The following is a 17,236-nucleotide window of genomic DNA, read 5'->3' on the forward strand; positions in this document are numbered from 1 at the left end:
GACGCTGAGAGTGGGAGTTGGTGAGAGGTTGACTGAGTCTCGGAAGGCCGGTGGGGCCCCCGTGCAGAGGCGGATCTACAAGCCGCACAAGGCGAGCGTGCCGAACCTCCGCGCCTACTTCAGCGAACTCTGGGGCCGGCGGGACTTCGCGTTGGAGCTGGCCCACACCAACCTCCGGGCCTCGAACACCAACACCGTGCTGGGGCAGCTGTGGCTGGTGGTCAACCCCCTCCTCCTCGCGGGCGTCTACTTCCTGCTCGTGGTGGTGCTCTCCGGTGGGTCGGCCAGCCACACGTTCCCGGACATCGCGGCCGGCCTGTTCCTCTTCTTCTACATCACCGGCGCCATGCAGGCGTGCGTCAACGCAGTGACGAACGCGGGCAGCCTGGTGCTCAACATGAGCTTCCCCAAGATGCTGCTCATCTTCTCCAACGTGTACGTGGGGCTGCGGCGGTTCCTCCCCACCCTGTTGGTCTATCTGGTGATCCACATCATCTGGGGCCTCCCGTGGTCCTGGAACATGCTCTGGATGCTCTACGCCATCGTGCTGTCCACCCTGCTGGGGTTGGGCCTCGGCGCGCTCGTGGCCACCTGGCAGGTGTACTTCCGCGACACCTCGCAGTTCCTCCCCTACTTCATCCGCATCTGGCTGTACGCCTCCCCGGTCCTGTACTCGGCCGAGATGTTCCTGGAGGGACCCATCGGCCGCCACGTGGGCCAGTGGATCCAGCTCAACCCCGTCTTCGGCGTGCTGGGCATCTGGCACGACGCCCTGGCCGGTCACATGCCGGCCACCAGCTATTTCGTGGGCGGCACCCTCTGGGCGGTCGCCCTGGCGGTGTTCGGCACCCTGTACTTCGTCTCGAGGGAGCGTGAGTTCGCTGTCCGCCTCTGATACGCCGCTGGAGCGCACCACCGGAGACCCGGAACCCGTCGCTCACGAGTCGGTCACGCCCCCCGCCGTGCACTCGGACGATGCCGCGGTCATCGTCGACGACCTGCACATCACCTACCGGGTGAACCTGGAGCGTAAGAACTCCCTCAAGAACGCTCTCGTCCGCAAGGCCCGCAAGGAGAAGGTGCGCTTCCGCGAGGTCAACGCCATCAAGGGCGTCACCTTCGACGTGCCGGCGGGCCAGTGCACGGGCTTCATCGGCGCCAACGGTGCCGGCAAGTCCACGCTCATGCGGGCCATCGCGGGCATCCTGCCCCCCACCAAGGGCCAGATCGAGGTCCGCGGCAAGGTGTCCACCCTGCTGGCGCTCGGGGTGGGGTTCAACTCCGCGCTGACCGGCCGCGAGAACGTGATGATCGGCGGTCTCGCCGCCGGCCTGACCCGCGCCGAGGTCACCGAGAAGTTCGAGGAGATCGCGGGGTTCGCGGACCTCGGAGACTTCATCGACATGCCGATGCGCACCTACTCCTCGGGCATGTTCTCCCGCCTGGCGTTCTCCGTGGCGGTGTTCATGGAGCCGGACATCCTCATCATCGACGAGGCGCTCTCCGCCGGCGACGCGCAGTTCAAGCAGCGGGCGGGCAAGAAGATGGAGGAGCTCATGGGCAGCGCGGGCACCATGCTGCTCGTCTCGCACGCCCTCTCCACCATCCAGGAGCTCTCCGACGAGGTGATCTGGCTGCACAAGGGCCGCCTGATCAAGCGCGGCGAACCGGCGGAGGTGTGCGACGCCTACCTCGAGTTCCTCAAGGTGGGCGACGAGGCCATCGTCATGGAGGACTTCTGAGCGCCGACGTCGGCCTCGTCACCACGGGGCATGACGTCGCGGACGCCCGCCTGCACCGCACGGTCCGGGCGCTGCAGCGGGCCGGGTTGAGTGTCACGGTGATGGGCCTGGGTGATCCGGCCGCGGGTCCGGCCGGGGCCACGGTGCGCACGGCCCCCCGGGCCGGGGCCGTGACGCGGGGGCTCCGCGCGCTGCTGTGGCCGTGGCGGATGCGCGCCGGGGTCCTGCTCACCATCGATCCGGACACCGCGCCGATGGCCTGGCTCAGCAGCCGCCTCAGGCGCGGCGCGTGGGTCGCCGACGTGCACGAGGACTACCGCGCCCTGCTCACCGACCGCCCCTGGGTGCCCCGTCCGCTGCTGCCCGTCCTCCAGGGCGCCGTCGGCCTGCTCATGCGGCTCATCGCCCGGGCGGAGCTGGTGCTGGTGGCCGACGAGCACGTTCCGCCGCGCGACGCCCACCGCCGATCCGTCATGCGCAACGAACCCGATCTCAGCCTGTTGCCGCCCATCCGGAGCCACCGCGCGGACGGGTCTTTCCGCGCCGTCTACATCGGCGACAACCGGCGGAGCCGCGGGCTGCACGCCATGGTCGAGGCCGTCGCCGCCACCTCCGGGGACGCCCGGCCCTGGTCGCTGGACCTCGTCGGCCCCGTCGCCCCGCCGGACCGCGCATGGCTCGAGGCCCGCCTGCTCGAACCGGACTGCGCCCGCATCACCTCGCATGACCGGCTGCCCCCGGACAAGGCCTGGGCGCTGGCAGCCGGGGCCGACGTGGGCCTGTGCCTGCTGGAGGACACACCCGCCTTCCGGGACGCGATGCCGTCGAAGGTCTACGAGTACCAGGCATGCGGCCTGCCGACGGTGGCCACGTCGCTGCCCAGGGTCGCCGAGCTGATCCGGGGCACGGGGGCGGGCGCGGTCGTCGACGGCCACGCCGAGACCGTCGCGGAGCTGCGGCGCTTCGCGTCCGAGACGGCGCACCGCGAGGCGCTCGTCTCCGCCGCGAGGGCCGCCGGCGAGGCGGCGAGGGCCCGGCCCAACCCGTACGACGACGCGGCGGCGCTGATCGCGGAGCTGTTGGCTTCAGCCGCCACCGTCCGCAGCCGGCGGAAGGCCGCACGGTATGCTCACCCTCGACGAGAGAAAGGGAAGCGATGACCGTTCGCATCCAACCCAGCGCCGACGTATCCCCGGATGCCGTGATCGGAGAGGGTTCCTCGGTCTGGCACCTCGCTCAGGTCCGCGAGCAGGCGGTCCTCGGCGAGAACTGCATCGTCGGGCGCGGCGCCTATGTGGGCACGGGCGTGACCATGGGGGACAACTGCAAGCTGCAGAACTACGCCCTCGTCTACGAGCCCGCGGTGCTGGAGAACGGCGTCTTCGTCGGCCCCGCCGTGGTGTTCACCAACGACCACTTCCCGCGTTCCATCGACCCCGACGGCAAGCTGAAGCGCGGCGACGACTGGGAGGCGGTCGGGGTGACCTGCCGGACCGGGTCGTCGATCGGCGCGCGCGCCGTCTGCGTGGCCCCCGTCACGATCGGACGCTGGGCCATGGTGGCCGCCGGCGCCGTGGTGACCAAGGATGTGCCGGATTTCGCGCTGGTGGCCGGTGTGCCGGCCAAGCGCATCCGTTGGGTGGGCCGGGCGGGAGTTCCGCTGGAGGCCGGCGCGACGGAGGGGCTGTGGGTGTGCCCGCAGACCGGTGAGCAGTATCAGGAGCAGGACAACACGCTTGTGGAGGTTTCTTAAGTGAACGACTTCATTCCCCCGGCCAAGCCCATCATCGGCGACGAGGAGCGGGCGGCCGTTGATCGGGTGCTGCGTTCCGGGATGATCGCCCAGGGCCCAGAGGTCAAGGCGTTCGAGGAGGAGTTCTCGGCGCATTTCGGTCTGGGTCGCGCGTGTGTGGCGGTGAACTCGGGTACGTCGGGGCTGCATCTTGGTCTGTTGTCGTGTGGGATCGGGGCCGGTGACGAGGTCATCGTGCCGTCGTTCACGTTCGCGGCGACGGCGAACTCGGTTGCGTTGACGGGTGCCACGCCGGTGTTCGCGGATATCGCGTTGGATGATTTCACGCTGGATCCGGCGTCGGTGGAGGCTGCGATCACGGAGCGCACGAAGGCGATCATGCCGGTGCACCTGTACGGGCATCCGGCGAAGATGGTGCAGTTGCGCGAGATCGCGGACCGGCACGGTCTGTTGTTGTTCGAGGATGCGGCGCAGGCGCACGGGGCGGCGTTGAACGGGACCCCGGTGGGGGCGTTCGGTGAGTTCGCGATGTTCTCGCTGTACCCGACGAAGAACATGACCTCGGGTGAGGGCGGCATGGTGTCGGCGGCCAACGAGACGGTGGAGCGGAACCTGCGGCTGTACCGCAATCAGGGGATGCTGCAGCAGTACCACAACGAGGTCGTCGGGCTGAACAACCGGATGACCGACATCCATGCGGCCATCGGCCGGGTGCAGTTGACCAAGGTCGGGGCGTGGACCACGACGCGTCAGGAGAACGCCGCGTTCCTGTCGTCGAACCTGGAGGGTGTCGTGACGCCGCCGGTGGCTGAGGGTGCGGTGCACGTGTACCACCAGTACACGGTGCGGGTGGCCGAGGATCGTGACGGCTTCGCCAAGGCGCTGAAGGATGAGTACAACGTCGGCTCGGGCATGTTCTACCCGGTGCCGAACCATCGTCTGAAGCCGTTCCAGGTGGACGTGCATCTGGCCAACACCGAGCAGGCGGCGCTGGAGTGCCTGTCGCTGCCGGTGCATCCGTCGTTGTCGCAGGGTGACCTGGAGCGCGTCGTGGCCGCGGTCAACGCGCTGGCGAAGGCCGGTGCCTGAGGTGGCGGCTCTGCGGGCGGGCCTGATCGGGTTGGGCATGATGGGTCGCCATCACGCCCGGAACCTGCGCTCGATCGACGGGGTGGAACTGGTCGCGGTGGCGGACCCGGCCGGTGACCCGCACGGCGTGGCGGGGTCGCTGCCGGTGCTGGCCTCGGTGGAGGAGCTGATCGCGCAGGGCGTGGACTATGTGGTGGTGGCCACGCCGACGGCGTATCACGAGCAGATCGGGTTGGCGCTGGCCGATGCCGGGGTGCATGCGCTGATCGAGAAGCCGCTGGCGAAGGACACGGTGGCGGCCCGCCGGTTGGCCGAGGCGTTCGCGTCGAAGGGCCTGGTGGGTGCCACCGGCCACATCGAGCGGTACAACCCGGCGTTGCAGAGCCTGCGCAAGCGGCTGGAGAACGGTGACCTGGGGGATCTGTACCAGGTGCAGACCCGCCGGCAGGGGCCGTTCCCGGCGCGGATCGCCGACGTCGGGGTGGTCAAGGACCTCGCCAGCCACGACGTCGACCTGACGGCGTGGGTGACGCAGCGCAACTACGAGCTGGTGGCGGCGCGCACGGTGAGCAAGGCCGGCCGGGAGTACGAGGACATGGTTTCGGCCACGTGCCAGCTCAGCGGCGGGTTGATGAGCAACCACCTGGTGAACTGGCTCTCGCCCACCAAGGAGCGGCTCACCGTCGTGACGGGCGAGAAGGGCATGTTCGTGGCCGACACCCTGACCGCGGACCTGACGTTCTACGCCAACGGCCTGGTGGCCACCACCTGGGACGACATCGCGCAGTTCCGCGGCGTGTCCGAGGGCGACGTGACCCGGTTCGCGATCCCGAAGCCGGAGCCGCTGCGCACCGAGCACGAGAACTTCCGCGACGCAGTCCTCGGCAAGGACGCGGACATCGTGACCATGGAACAGGGCGCACGCGTGGTCGAGGTCTGCGAGGCCATGATCGAGTCGGCAGCCACGGACCGCTTCGTCGCCATCGGCGCCCACTGAGCAACCAGAACCACCACCCACCGACGGGCCCGCACCAGCGGGCCCGTCGGTGTGTCCGCCCGCGAGGGGTAGAGTCTGCGACGGGGTCGCAGGCGGAACGAAGGAGAACAGGCAAGTGAAGATCACGGTCGTCGCGTTGGGCAAGATCGGACTCCCGCTGGCGGTCCAGTTCGCCGATGCCGGGCATGAGGTGATCGGGGCGGACGTCAACCAGGCGGTCGTGGACCTGGTCAACGCCGGCACCGAACCGTTCCCCGGCGAGGCCCACCTCCAGGAAAAGCTCTCCGAGCTGGTCCCGGCCGGGAGGCTGCGGGCCACCACCGACACCACGGCCGCCGTCGCCGAGTCGGACGCCGTCGTGGTCGTGGTGCCGCTGTTCGTCGACGCCGAAGGCGTGCCGGACTTCGGCTGGATGGACGAGGCCACGCGCGCGATCGCCGCCGGGCTCAAGCCGGGCACCCTGGTCAGCTACGAGACCACCCTTCCCGTCGGCACCACCCGCACCCGCTGGAAGCCGATGCTGGAGGAGGGCTCCGGTCTGGTCGAGGGCACCGACTTCCACCTGGTGTTCTCCCCGGAACGCGTCCTGACCGGCCGCGTGTTCGCGGACCTGCGCAAGTACCCCAAGCTGATCGGCGGCCTGTCCCCGGAGGGCGCGGCCCGCGCCCAGGCGTTCTACGAGGCCGTGCTGAGCTTCGACGACCGGCCGGACCTCGCGCGCGGCAACGGCGTGTGGGATCTCGGCTCCGCGGAGGCCGCCGAGATGGCCAAGCTCGCGGAGACCACCTACCGCGACGTCAACATCGGCCTGGCCAACCAGTTCGCCCGCTTCGCCGCGGGCAACGGCATCGACGTCTACCAGGTGATCGAGGCCTCCAACTCCCAGCCCTACAGCCACATCCACCGCCCGGGCATCGCGGTGGGCGGCCACTGCATCCCGATCTACCCCCGCCTCTACCTCTGGACGGACCCGGAGGCCAGCGTCGTGTCCACCGCCCGCGCCGCCAACGCGGCCATGCCGGCCCACGCCGTCGACCTCCTGCAGGGCCTCGCGGGGGACCTGACCGGGAAGCGTGTCGCCGTCCTCGGCGCCGCCTATCGCGGCGGGGTCAAGGAGACCGCGTTCTCCGGCGTGTTCCCCGTCGTCACCGAGCTGCGCGAGCGAGGCGCCCAGGTGGCCGTCCACGACCCGATGTTCACCGACGAGGAGCTCGGCCGCTACGGCTTCGCCCCGTACCACTTCGGCCAGGAGGCGGACCTCGCCATCCTGCACACGGACCACGCCGAGTACCGCGACCTCACCGCCGCGGCCCTCCCCGGCGTCACCGCCATCGTCGACGGGCGCCGCGTCCTCGACCCGGCCAACTTCGACGGGGTGCGGATCACCGTCATCGGCAAGGGAGCCTGACCGGTGGCGGCGCCCCGGGTGGTGCTGTTCCGGCACGCGCCCGTGGACATCGACTCGCGCGTCAAGAAGTTCGCCACCACGCTCAGCCGCGGCGGCTACGAGCCCGTCATCATCTCGCTGGAGGCGGCGGGAGGCCGCTCCGGCGAGTACGTGCTCGGGGACGGCATCCGGGTGATCCGGGTGCCGCTGACCAGGAGACCGGCGCAGCCCGGCCCGACCGGCAACCTCGAGCAGCGCAGGGCGGCACACCGCCGTCGCCGCGTGCACCGCGAGCGCATCACCGGCGTCAATCCGGCCTCCGCGAAGGCGGCGGCCAAGTGGCTGCTGGAGACGGGACGGGTCGGAGCGCTGAAGGCAGGGTCCCTTGCCGAGGACCTGAGGTACCGCGTCCAGCTGGAGCGGCGCCGCCGGGCCGGCCTGACCGACCCCTTCGTCGTCGACGGCGTCGAGCGCAACCTCCCGGTGGTCTACGACATCGCGCACACGCTGACGGACCTGCTCGTCGACCTCAGGCCGGACGTGCTGCACGCCCACCATCCGCAGGTGCTCCTGGCGGCCCGCGAGGCTCTCGCCAGGCTCCGCGCCGAGGGCCGGGAGCCGCGCTTCTACTACGACGCCCGCGAGAACTTCGCCGGGATCCCGCCGCAGGAGCAGGGCCTGGTGGCAGCGCACGAGGCGCTGATCGCGTGCGAGCGCGCCATGATCGGGCAGGCCGACGCCACGTCCACCGTCTCGGAGCCCATCGCCGACGTCCTCCGCGACACCTACCGCCTCGCGGCCCGCCCGTCCGTGTTCCTCAACATGCCCCCCGTCTCGCGCCACGACGGCCCGACGACGGTGCGCGAGGCGGCCGGGCTCGGCCCAGACGTGCCGCTCGTCGTCTACTCGGGGACCATGAGCTGGGCGCGCGGCATCGAGACGATCATCAAGGGCATCGCGCATCTGCCCGCGGAGGCGCACCTCGTCGTCGTCTCCGTGCCCCTGCCGCACCCGATGATCCCCAAGCTGGAGGCGCTTGCGGCCGAGCACGGCGTCGCGGACAGGCTGCACTTCGTGGGCCCCGTCGGGCAGAACGAGCTCCTGCACTACCTCTCGGGGGCGGACGCCGCGGTGCACCCCCTGCCCGGAGGCTCGCCCAACCACGACGCGGCCATGCCGAACAAGCTCTTCGAGTACCTGCACGCGGGGCTGCCGCTGGTGGTCTCCGACGCGAGGCTGATGGCCGAATTCGTCACCACGCACGGCGTCGGTGAGGTCTTCACCTCCGAGGATCCCCGCTCGTTCGGCGAGCAGGCGGCCAAGGTGCTGGCCGACCCGTCGCGCTACGCGGTGGCGGAGGTGGCGGCCCGATACTCCTGGCAGGCGCAGGAGGAGCAGATCCTCGGCCTGTACGGCGCGATGACCGGCCACCCGGCCCGGCCTGCCGAGGGCGAGTTCGGCTCGCTCGAGGTGCGTCCGGCCGCCGGAGGCTGAGCCGGGGCCACCGCCGGCAGCAACGCCCGGTCGGGGGCGCATGTGCCAGACTGGGCCCCGTGAAGATCATGAGTGTGGTGGGGGCCCGTCCCCAGTTCGTGAAGCTCGGCCCCATCGTGCGCGTCTGCGCGGAGCTGCCGGAGGTCGAGCACATCATCGTGCACACCGGCCAGCACTACGATCCCCTCCTGTCCGACGTGTTCTTCCGCGACCTCGGCATCCCCGCCCCCGACGCGCACCTCGGGGTGGGGTCCGGCACCCACGGGCGCCAGACGGGCGCCATGCTCGCGCAGATGGACGAGGTGCTCGAGCGCTTCCAGCCGGACTGGGTGCTGGCCTACGGGGACACGAACTCCACCGCCGCGGCGGCGCTGGCGGCCGTCAAGATGCACATCAAGCTGGCCCACCTCGAGGCCGGCCTCAGGTCCTTCAACCGGCGGATGCCGGAGGAGCACAACCGGATCGTCACCGACCACCTCGCGGACCTGCTCCTGGCCCCCACAGAGGTGGCGGTCCAGCACCTGGCGGACGAGGGCCTGCGTGACCGGACGGTCCTGGTGGGTGACGTCATGACCGACGTGTGCCTGGCCACGCGCGACGCCGTCGCCGACCAGCCGGTCGCCCTCCCCGACGGCGTGGACCCGGACCGGCCGTTCGTCCTGGCCACCATCCACCGCGCGGACAACACGGACGACCCGGCGCGCCTGGCCGCGATTCTCACCGCCCTCCAGGGCGCCCCCGTCCCGGTGGTCCTCCTCACGCACCCGCGGCTCAGGGTGCTGGCCGAGAAGCACGGCCTGAGCCTGTCCTCGGGAAGCCTGGTGGCGTCCGAGCCGTTGGCCTACCCGCAGATGGTGCGCGCCGTCATGGCCGCCGCCGGCGTGGTGACGGACTCGGGCGGGCTGCAGAAGGAGGCGTTCCTCCTGGACACGCCCGTCACCACCATCCGCACCGAGACCGAATGGGTCGAGACGCTGGCCGACGGCTGGAACATCCTCGACCCGGAGCTCACGCAGCTGCGCGACGTGATGGTCCGGCCGCGGCCCACCGGCGCCAAGGGTGAGCCCTACGGGGACGGGCGCGCGTCCGAGCGCGCCGTGCGCGCGCTGCTCGACTTCCAGGGCTGATCGCTGAGGGGCGCAGGCCCGTCAGTGGACCAGGACGATCTTGCCCACGTTGTCGCCGCCGGTGAGCTGCTCGTGTGCGCGTCGGACCTCGTCGAAGGGGATCCGGGTCTCCGGTGAGAGCCGGATCCGCCCGTCGGCGAGCATCGGCCACACCTCAGCCTCGACGGCGGCGCAGATCTCCGCCTTCTCCGCCGCCGGTCGGAAGCGCAGCGATGTCGCGGTGATGGTGGCCTGCTTGCTCAGCAGCGCGCCGAGATTGAGGGTGCCCTTGACGCCGCCCTGCAGCCCGATCACCACTATTCGCCCCCGCTTCTTCAGCGCGGCCACGTTGGACTCGAGGTACTTCGCCCCGATGATGTCGAGGATCACGTCGGCGCCCTTCGTCGCCGCCTTGAGGGCCGCCACCCAGTCGTCGTGGTAGTCCAGCGCGTGGTCGGCGCCGTGCGCCAGGCAGTGCGCGAGCTTCGCAGGGCTCCCGGCGGTGGCCACGACGGTGGCGCCGAGCGCCTTGGCGTACTGGGTGGCGAACGTGCCGATTCCCCCCGCCCCGCCGTGCACGAGGAACACCTCGCCGGCCTTCAGTCGCCCCTCCCTGAGGTTGGACAGCACCGTGGCGGCCACCTCCAGCACGCCGCCGGCCGAGACCAGGTCCACCCCCGGCGGAGGCGCGATCAGCTGTCCCTCCGGGGCGACGAAGAACTCGGCGTAGCCCCCGCCGGCCAGGAGGGCCACCACCTCGTCGCCCTTCCGCCAGCGCTGGACGCCCTCGCCGACCTCCTCAACCACGCCGGAGGCCTCCAGCCCGATGATCTCGCTCTCGCCGGGGGGCGGCGGGTAGTGCCCCTGCCGCTGCAGCACGTCTGCACGGTTGACTCCCGAGGCCACCGTCCGCACGAGCACCTCGCCCGGTCCGGGGGTGGGGGTGGGCGCCTCGCCGAGGGTGAGGGCGTCGATGTCTCCGGGGGTCTCCACGATCACTGCGCGCATGCGCCCAGCCTGCCACAGGGGCGGGGTGGTCACCCCTCGGCCGCGTCCCACTCGTCGCGGCCCTGCCACGTGCACAGACACACTTCGTTGCCCTCGGGGTCCGCGAGGACCCAGAAGCTGGGGGCCGCCGCGTCGCTCAGCAGCGTGCCGCCCGCGGCGAGCGCCCGGTCCAGGCGGGCGCGGAGCTCGTCGTGGGGCACGGTGAGGTCGATGTGGATCCGGTTGCGCTGCGGGCGGGGCTGATCCATCTGCTGGAACCAGATGGGCGGTCCGATCAGCTGAGGGTCGACGAGCGCCTCCGGCCCGTCGTCGGCGTAGCCCGTGACCGCCCTCCAGAAGGGGAGGACCGCGGGGATGTCGAGCGCGTCGATGGCCACCTCGAAAGCGGCGAGGTCCGCCGTCACCGGGTCGAGCCCGCGCGAGGCGATGAGGCTGCTCACGGCCTCCCCGAACGCCACGTCGCGGTCCGTGATGCCGCCCGCGTCGTGGCTGGACACGGCGAGGTGTACCCGGGAGTAGCGGATGTCGATCTCCGGGTGGTGGTTGAGCTCCTCCGCGATCCGGCCGACGTCGTTGACGAGGCCCAGCGCGTCAGCGAAAGAGCCGGCGTCGACGGTGAGGTGCATGCGTCCGAGCAGGTAGCGCCAGGAGGGGAGCGCCTCGGAGGCCTGGGTGCGGGTGAGAGCCATTCCTCACCCTAACCCCGCCGGCGGGATCAGGCGGGCCAGTCGAGTTCCCGGGAGCTGACGAAGCTGCGCGGCGAGCCGTCGACGGGGTCCGGGAACTCCAGCCGGTACGCGAGCAGGCGCAGAGGGGTGCTGAAGTCGTCGATGCCGGTGGGCAGCACCTCGGGGTAGAGCGGGTCGCCGAGCAGCGGGATGCCCAACTGGTTGAAGTGCGCCCGGATCTGGTGGGTGCGGCCGGTCAGCGGACGGACCTCGTACAGGGCGTGGGCGCCGCGGGTCTCGAGGAGGTCGATGTCGGTGGTGGCGTTGGGTGGGAGGTCGAGGGTCTCGGCCTGGAGGGTGCCCACCCGCTTGACGAGGTGGGACTCCACCCGGAGGGGGAAGGTGAGCGAGGGGTCGACGCCCGCGATGGCCCGGTACGTCTTCGTGGCGGTCCGGTGCGTGAACACCGAGTGGTAGGCGGCCCTCCAGCGCTTCTCCGTCGTCATGAGCAGCACCCCGGCGGTGCCGCGGTCGAGGCGGTGCGCGGCGGAGAGCCCCGGGAGGTCCAGGAGCCGGCGTCCCTTGACCACGGCGGACTCGGTCACGTGGCGTCCGCGGGGGATGGTGGAGAGGAAGTGCGGCTTGTCGAACACCGCCACCCGCGCGTCGAGGTGCAGGAGCGTCAGCTCCCCCGGGACCGGGGCCTCCTCCCGCAGCTCCCGGTGGAACCACACGAAGGTGTGTGGCTGATACGGTTCGCGCCCGCTCCACGGACGGCCGCGGTCGTCGACGAAGACGCCCCGGCCCAGCATGTCGTCGACGTCCTCGGGGGAGGGGGCGAGCTTGTGCACCAGCCAGTCGCGCATCGTCGGCCAGGGCAGCGGGTTTACGGGGTCGCGGTCGGGGGTACGCACCCAGGCGGCCTGGAGCCCGTGGCGCGGTGGCAGTGGCGACTTCGGCGGCACCTCACCCCTCTCGACGGCGGCCCGGTGGACCCGGCCGGGAGGCCACGATACCCCGGGGGCGGGGAGGCGGTAGCATGGTCGCGCACTGGCGAGGTCGCATAGTGGACTAGTGCAGCCGCCTTGAAAGCGGCCGAGGGGCAACTCTCCGTGGGTTCGAATCCCACCCTCGCCGCCACGCCCGGCGTCCCGAGGGTCGCGGGCTCCTCTCGGTAGGCTTGCCGCCATGGCCGAGAGCATCCACGTCATCAAGCCGCAGCCGCCTGTGCGTGCCTTCGTCACTGCCGCCGTCGCGGCCCTGGCCGGCGCCGTCCTGCTCGTGGCCGCGCTCAGCCAGGGCTGGCACGTGGTCGTCGTGGTCATCGCCGGGCTGCTGCTCGCTGCGGGGGTGGGGCTCATGGTGATGGCGCTGGTGTCGATGAACCGTTTCGCGGCCAGGTTCACGCTGACCGACGACGGCTACAGCTTCGTGGGGCCCGGGGTCGACCACTCGGGGGAGTGGGCGGACGTGAGCAAGGTGACGCAGTCCCAGGAGGGTTCTCACGTCACCATCTACCACGGGGCCGTCCGGCGCACGCACCTGCTGTTCCCCGGCGGGGATCGCGCCCAGATCGACGCGGTCCTGAACGACATCCGCGCGCGTCTCCGCGCCGCGAAGGGGTAGCGCGCGGGCTCAGCCCTCTTCGCTGTCCCCGCCGTGCCACGCGCAGACGTCGGTCACGTTCTGCGCGCCGTCGGCCAGTTCAGGGACCTCGGAGGCCGACGGCGACGCCGATGGCTGCGGTGCCGCCGAGGGCGACGCTGACGACGTGGTGGCCGGTGAGCCGGACGGCGCCGGGGTGGGGCTCGGAGTGGCCGGGTTGATTGCCTCGTCCACTGCGGCACGCATGGCGTCGAAGTCCGGGTCGGCGTAGGAGTACCCGTTCTTGCCCGGCGAGAAGACGAGCCTGGTGACCTGGCCGTCCTTGACGCGCAGCGCGAGCTCGACGATCTCGGTCAGGTCCCGCTGCGGGATGTCGGTGACCACCATCTGCGACGCCGCCGCAGCGATCGCCTCGTATCGGGTCAACATCGTGGCGGGGTTGGCCTGCTTGATGATGGCGCCCACCAGGCAGGACTGCCTGGCCATCCGGTCGTAGTCCGAGTAGTCCAGGCGGCTGCGGGCGTACCACATGGCCTCGTAGCCCATGAGGTGCTGGTCGGGGCCGGGCTCGAGGTACCCCGACGGCCGCTTGCCCTCCGAATTGCCGCCGATGGCCAGGCGCTGGTTGATGTTGACGGTGACGCCGCCCATGGCGTCGATCAGGTTCTTGATGCCGTCGATGTTGAGCATCGCGAAGTAGTCCACCTTGAGCCCCGTCACGCCCTCGACACCCTGTTTGAGCGCCTCCGCGCCGCGATACGTGGCGCCGGCGAACAGATCGGGGTAGCCGAGCTCGGTGTGGGCCCAGATGCTGTTGATGAACCAGTCCTCGGCCGGCTCGCCGCGGAAGCCGCGGGGGAACGCCTCGGCCATCTCGCTGCCCTCGGGGAACGGCGTGTACTGGAGGTTGCGGGGGATCTGGATCAGCGTGGTGGCGCCGGTCTTGGTGTCGATCGACGCCAGCATGATGGTGTCGGTGCGGATGCTGTACTGCTCGACGGCGTCGGCGCGGGCCGCGTTGCCGTCGGCGCCCAGCAGCAGGATGTTGATCCGGGGGATGTCGGCGAACGGGTCGGTGCCCTCGCTGGCCTCGAGCGTCGGCCGGCTGGAGGACTGGACCTCGTCCTCGCCGGCGGTGAACACGTTCTCCACCAGCAGCACCTGGTCCCGCGCGTAGCGGGCGCCGATGGCCGACGGCGCCGCGACACCGAACGCCAGCGCGGTCACCAGCACCGCGCCCACGGCGCGGCGGCCGTTCGACAGGTGCCGTGGGCGGGTGGTCACCTGGGTCAGGGTGATGAGCGCCACCCAGATCAGCCCGAGTGCGATGAGAGCGAGACTGGCGGAGGCGAGGAACCCGGGGCTCACGGCGAGTACGGCACCCGGGTGGTGTTCGTCGAGGCCCAGTACGCCAGCGAGATGATGCCGACCAGGGCCGCCAGGCCAGTGATCAGGCCGAGCGCCCTGAGGGTCGGCCGCCGGGCTCCCAGGAGCCCGAGGCCCGGGATGAGAGTGGAGAGGGCGGTGAGGCCGAGGGACCGGCGCAGCGACGGCTCCCGGGAGGCGTCGTCCGCGGCCATCCGGTGGCGGACGTTGGCGGGGAAGGGGAGCTCATCGGCTCCCGACTCAGGCCCGGGGCCGCTCGTGCCCTCGAAGGCGCGCGACGGCGTGCTCCCGGACGTGGGCCCTGCAGCGGCGGGTCCCTCGTCGGGGGCGGCGCGTCGGGCCCTGGGGTCTTCGCTCATTCGGCTCCTCCTGCGCGCCAGTGTAACCCGACGCCCTCCAGAGCTCCCTGTGCCCCCGTGCCGGTCGGCTCCCGGGTGTTTGCCGCTTGGCTCGGGGCTCGGCTAGGCTGTGACGGCACTGGAGGTGTCGCCTAGTACGGTCTATGGCGCCCGCCTGCTAAGCGGGTTTGGGGCTTCAACCCCATCGCGGGTTCAAATCCCGCCGCCTCCGCCAGTCATGATCGAGCCCCCGGGACACGTCAGTTCCCGGGGGCTCCGTCGTTGCTGCGCTCAAGGTCGAGCAGGAACTGCTTGCGTTCGGGGCCACCGGCGTAGCCGGTCAGCGAACCGCTCGCCCCCACCACGCGGTGACAGGGCACCGCCACGCTCACCGGATTCCTGCCGTTGGCCATGCCCACGGCGCGCGAGGCGCCGGGGCGGCCGATCGCCGCGGCGATCTGGCCGTAGCTGCGGGTCTCCCCGTACGGGATCTCGGCGAGCGCCGCCCACACCTGCCGCTGGAAGTCCGTGCCCGACGGTGCCAGCGGGAGGTCGAATGCCCGCCGCCGGCCGGCGAAGTACTCGGTCAGCTGCCGGGTGGCCTCCGGGAGCGCGTCGTCGACCCGCTCGCCCCAGGCGGACTCGGGCACGGGCGGGCGGTGGTGCCCGTCCATGAGGACCGCCACCAGCGCCCCGTCGGACGAGACGATGGTCAACGCTCCGATGGGCGACTCCATCACGCTGTAGTTCATGGCTTCTCCTGACAACCGGGGTGCCCCGGGATCGAGTTGACGGCGTGGGGCGTGAGCGCCCACAGGTGCTGGGTGGCGTAGGACCGCCAGGGCCGCCAGCGCGCGGACCGCGCGGCGACGTCGACCCCGAGTTCGGCGGCGGCCCGGATCACGCCGAGGTCGGTGGCGGGGAAGGCGTCGGGGTCGCCGAGCCCTCGCATGGCGATCATCTCGACGGTCCACGGGCCGATCCCCTTGAGGGCGGCGAGCCCTGCGCGGGCGGTGTCGCGGTCGGCGCCGACGGAGAGGTCCAAGCGGCCTTCGGCCAGTGCGCGCGCCAGCGTGCGGACAGTGTCGAGGCGGGAGGCGGGGAAGGCCAGAGCGTCGTCGGGTGCCTCCGCGACCGCGTCGGCCGTGGGGAACAGGCGATCCAGGCCAGCGATTCCGGTCTCCACCGGGGTGCCGACGGCGGCGACCAGTCGGGCGCCGTGGGTCCGTGCCGCGGCCGTCGAGACCTGCTGCCCCAGCAGGATCCGGAAGGCGACCTCCTCGCCGTCGATCCCGCGTGGAACCCTCCGCCCAGGATGAGCCCGGACCAGGGGCGCGAGGAGGGGGTCCGAGGCGAGGAGATCGTCGACGGCGACGGGGTCTGCGTCGAGATCCAGGAGACGCCTGATGCGGGCGATGGCGGTGGGCAGCTGAACAAGGTCGTTGACCCCGAGCCGGGCCGCGACCCCCCTGGGTCCCGGCCTCAGCGAGACGACGCCGTGGCCCCCGGGGAGCCGCAGGGTGCGGTGGTAGGCGCCATCGTGGAAGGACTCGACGCCCTCGACGGCGGTGGCGATGAGGTGGCCGAACACGTTGCACGGGCAGAAGGGCCGACGGACGGGGAGGGTGAGGTCGACGAAGGTGAGGCCACCGTCCGAGCGGGGGGCAGGGGCGCTCGTCGGCCGCCGCAGCTGGCTCGGCGTGGCGTCGTAGACCTCCCGGAGGGTGGCGTTGAAGGAGCGCAGGCTCGAGAACCCCGAGGCGAACGCCACGTCGGTGAGCGGCAGCGCGGTGGCCTCGAGCAGCGTCCTGGCCGTGTGCGCCCGGCGGGTCCGGGCCAGGGCCAGGGGGCCGGCGCCCACCCCCTCGTCCAGCAGCCTCTGCACCTGCCGCACGGAGTAGCCCAGCCGCGCGGCCAGGCCGACGACGCCCTCGCGGTCCACGACGCCGTCGTCGATGAGCCGGACCGCGCGCGCGACGGCGTCGCCACGGACGTCCCATTCGGGCGAGCCGGGTGCGGCTCCGGGCAGGCAGCGCTTGCAGGCCCTGAACCCGGCGAGCTGCGCGGCGGCGGCGGTCGGGAAGAAGCGGACGTTGCGGGGATCGGGGGTGCGGGCGGGGCAGCTCGGCCTGCAGTAGATCCCCGTCGAGGTCACCGCTGTGACGAAGCGGCCGTCGAAACGCGCGTCCTTGGCCCGGATGGCGCGGAGGCAGGCGGCCGTGTCGTCGTGCATGACACCCAGCATGACGCACGGACAGTCCGGGTTCTCGCAGGAATGCGACATCGCCGTCCGGGTGGGGCGGTGACGGCGATCGTCCTGTGGGGCAGCCTGTGCCTTGATACGGATGAGTCCCACCGAAAGACCGGCGTAGCCCCCTCGCGGACGGAGGGGGCACGGACGGTCCGTTTTGCCCATCCTCCCGGGGTCGCGTATAGTTTCGCGGGCCAGCGCTCGTGGCTCAACGGATAGAGCATCTGACTACGGATCAGAAGGTTGGGGGTTCGAGTCCCTCCGAGCGCGCTGGATGAGGCGCCGGGTGTTCGCACCCGGCGCCTCGGTCATTTCTCCGGCTCCCGGCGCACGCCACCCGATCATCGGCCGGCCGTCGGCGTATCTCACCGGGAGTTCCGGCACCCGGCAGCGGGCGTCGGGGCCCATGCCA

At 71.4% G+C, this 17,236-nt stretch carries 17 protein-coding genes and 3 tRNA genes; 13 read left to right on the forward strand and 7 right to left on the reverse strand.

From position 1 onward, the window contains the following. Positions 1-61 precede the first annotated feature (61 nt). The 9 genes from ACX1D3_RS05155 (at position 62) to wecB (ending at position 9,589) form a co-directional block, all read left to right on the forward strand. A complete protein-coding gene (locus ACX1D3_RS05155; protein ID WP_458995916.1) occupies positions 62-895 on the forward strand; it encodes an ABC transporter permease in 834 nt (277 codons plus the stop codon). Further along, on the forward strand, positions 873-1,742 hold the full coding sequence (locus ACX1D3_RS05160; RefSeq protein WP_458995917.1) for an ABC transporter ATP-binding protein: 870 nt from the start codon (positions 873-875) through the stop codon (positions 1,740-1,742). Before ACX1D3_RS05155 ends, ACX1D3_RS05160 begins: the two co-directional genes overlap by 23 nt. A 101-nt stretch (positions 1,743-1,843) precedes the next feature. Beyond that, positions 1,844-2,902 (forward strand): glycosyltransferase, encoded by a 1,059-nt coding sequence (locus ACX1D3_RS05165; RefSeq protein ID WP_458996486.1) that lies wholly within the window; start codon positions 1,844-1,846, stop codon positions 2,900-2,902. Continuing rightward, positions 2,899-3,495 (forward strand): acyltransferase, encoded by a 597-nt coding sequence (locus tag ACX1D3_RS05170; RefSeq protein ID WP_458995918.1) that lies wholly within the window; start codon positions 2,899-2,901, stop codon positions 3,493-3,495. The genes ACX1D3_RS05165 and ACX1D3_RS05170 overlap by 4 nt, the downstream gene beginning before the upstream one ends. After that, positions 3,496-4,584 carry a DegT/DnrJ/EryC1/StrS family aminotransferase gene (locus ACX1D3_RS05175; RefSeq protein WP_458995919.1) on the forward strand — a complete coding sequence of 363 codons (1,089 nt, stop codon included), beginning with the start codon at positions 3,496-3,498 and terminating at the stop codon, positions 4,582-4,584. Position 4,585: 1 nt separating this feature from the next. Continuing rightward, on the forward strand, positions 4,586-5,581 hold the full coding sequence (locus tag ACX1D3_RS05180; RefSeq protein WP_458996487.1) for a Gfo/Idh/MocA family protein: 996 nt from the start codon (positions 4,586-4,588) through the stop codon (positions 5,579-5,581). Between the two features lie 115 nt (positions 5,582-5,696). Next, on the forward strand, positions 5,697-6,989 hold the full coding sequence (locus ACX1D3_RS05185) for a nucleotide sugar dehydrogenase (RefSeq protein WP_458995920.1): 1,293 nt from the start codon (positions 5,697-5,699) through the stop codon (positions 6,987-6,989). 3 nt (positions 6,990-6,992) lie between these two features. Beyond that, the gene (locus ACX1D3_RS05190; RefSeq protein WP_458995921.1) at positions 6,993-8,462 is read left to right on the forward strand and encodes a glycosyltransferase family 4 protein; all 1,470 of its coding nucleotides are present in this window, start codon (positions 6,993-6,995) and stop codon (positions 8,460-8,462) included. 59 nt (positions 8,463-8,521) lie between these two features. Continuing rightward, positions 8,522-9,589: a non-hydrolyzing UDP-N-acetylglucosamine 2-epimerase gene (wecB, locus tag ACX1D3_RS05195; RefSeq protein WP_458995922.1), complete on the forward strand. Its 1,068-nt coding sequence runs from the start codon at positions 8,522-8,524 to the stop codon at positions 9,587-9,589. A gap of 21 nt (positions 9,590-9,610) precedes the next feature. Here the strand turns inward: wecB and ACX1D3_RS05200 are convergent, their stop codons facing one another. Genes ACX1D3_RS05200 through ACX1D3_RS05210 form a run of 3 tightly spaced genes read right to left on the reverse strand, consistent with a single transcriptional unit; the run spans position 9,611 to position 12,110 of the window. Further along, positions 9,611-10,576, reverse strand: coding sequence for an NAD(P)H-quinone oxidoreductase (locus ACX1D3_RS05200; RefSeq protein WP_458995923.1), 966 nt, complete (start codon positions 10,574-10,576; stop codon positions 9,611-9,613). Positions 10,577-10,605: 29 nt separating this feature from the next. Beyond that, positions 10,606-11,265, reverse strand: a complete 660-nt coding sequence (locus ACX1D3_RS05205) for a 4a-hydroxytetrahydrobiopterin dehydratase (protein WP_458995924.1) — start codon at positions 11,263-11,265, stop codon at positions 10,606-10,608. Between the two features lie 26 nt (positions 11,266-11,291). After that, positions 11,292-12,110 carry a pseudouridine synthase gene (locus ACX1D3_RS05210; protein WP_458996488.1) on the reverse strand — a complete coding sequence of 273 codons (819 nt, stop codon included), beginning with the start codon at positions 12,108-12,110 and terminating at the stop codon, positions 11,292-11,294. Positions 12,111-12,296: 186 nt separating this feature from the next. Here ACX1D3_RS05210 and ACX1D3_RS05215 point away from each other — a divergent pair. Together ACX1D3_RS05215 and ACX1D3_RS05220 are read left to right on the forward strand one after the other, a co-directional pair. Further along, positions 12,297-12,384 (forward strand) — tRNA-Ser (locus ACX1D3_RS05215). A 48-nt stretch (positions 12,385-12,432) separates the two neighbouring features. Then, positions 12,433-12,870 carry a hypothetical protein gene (locus tag ACX1D3_RS05220; RefSeq protein ID WP_458995925.1) on the forward strand — a complete coding sequence of 146 codons (438 nt, stop codon included), beginning with the start codon at positions 12,433-12,435 and terminating at the stop codon, positions 12,868-12,870. Positions 12,871-12,879: 9 nt separating this feature from the next. Here the strand turns inward: ACX1D3_RS05220 and ACX1D3_RS05225 are convergent, their stop codons facing one another. Together ACX1D3_RS05225 and ACX1D3_RS05230 are read right to left on the reverse strand one after the other, a co-directional pair. After that, positions 12,880-14,217, reverse strand: a complete 1,338-nt coding sequence (locus tag ACX1D3_RS05225) for an LCP family protein (protein ID WP_458995926.1) — start codon at positions 14,215-14,217, stop codon at positions 12,880-12,882. Then, positions 14,214-14,594 (reverse strand): hypothetical protein, encoded by a 381-nt coding sequence (locus ACX1D3_RS05230; RefSeq protein ID WP_458995927.1) that lies wholly within the window; start codon positions 14,592-14,594, stop codon positions 14,214-14,216. The genes ACX1D3_RS05225 and ACX1D3_RS05230 overlap by 4 nt, the downstream gene beginning before the upstream one ends. A gap of 120 nt (positions 14,595-14,714) precedes the next feature. Between ACX1D3_RS05230 and ACX1D3_RS05235 the strand changes: the two genes are divergently transcribed. After that, positions 14,715-14,808 (forward strand) — tRNA-Ser (locus ACX1D3_RS05235). 25 nt (positions 14,809-14,833) lie between these two features. On the opposite strand, the gene ACX1D3_RS05240 is transcribed toward ACX1D3_RS05235, so the two are convergent. Continuing rightward, positions 14,834-15,325 (reverse strand): methylated-DNA--[protein]-cysteine S-methyltransferase, encoded by a 492-nt coding sequence (locus ACX1D3_RS05240; RefSeq protein WP_458995928.1) that lies wholly within the window; start codon positions 15,323-15,325, stop codon positions 14,834-14,836. Continuing rightward, the gene (locus tag ACX1D3_RS05245) at positions 15,322-16,806 is read right to left on the reverse strand and encodes an AlkA N-terminal domain-containing protein (protein ID WP_458995929.1); all 1,485 of its coding nucleotides are present in this window, start codon (positions 16,804-16,806) and stop codon (positions 15,322-15,324) included. Before ACX1D3_RS05245 ends, ACX1D3_RS05240 begins: the two co-directional genes overlap by 4 nt. A 215-nt stretch (positions 16,807-17,021) precedes the next feature. Between ACX1D3_RS05245 and ACX1D3_RS05250 the strand changes: the two genes are divergently transcribed. After that, positions 17,022-17,094 (forward strand) — tRNA-Arg (locus ACX1D3_RS05250). Positions 17,095-17,236 lie beyond the last annotated feature (142 nt).

It is taken from the genome of Tessaracoccus yangjingae, from assembly GCF_054483935.1.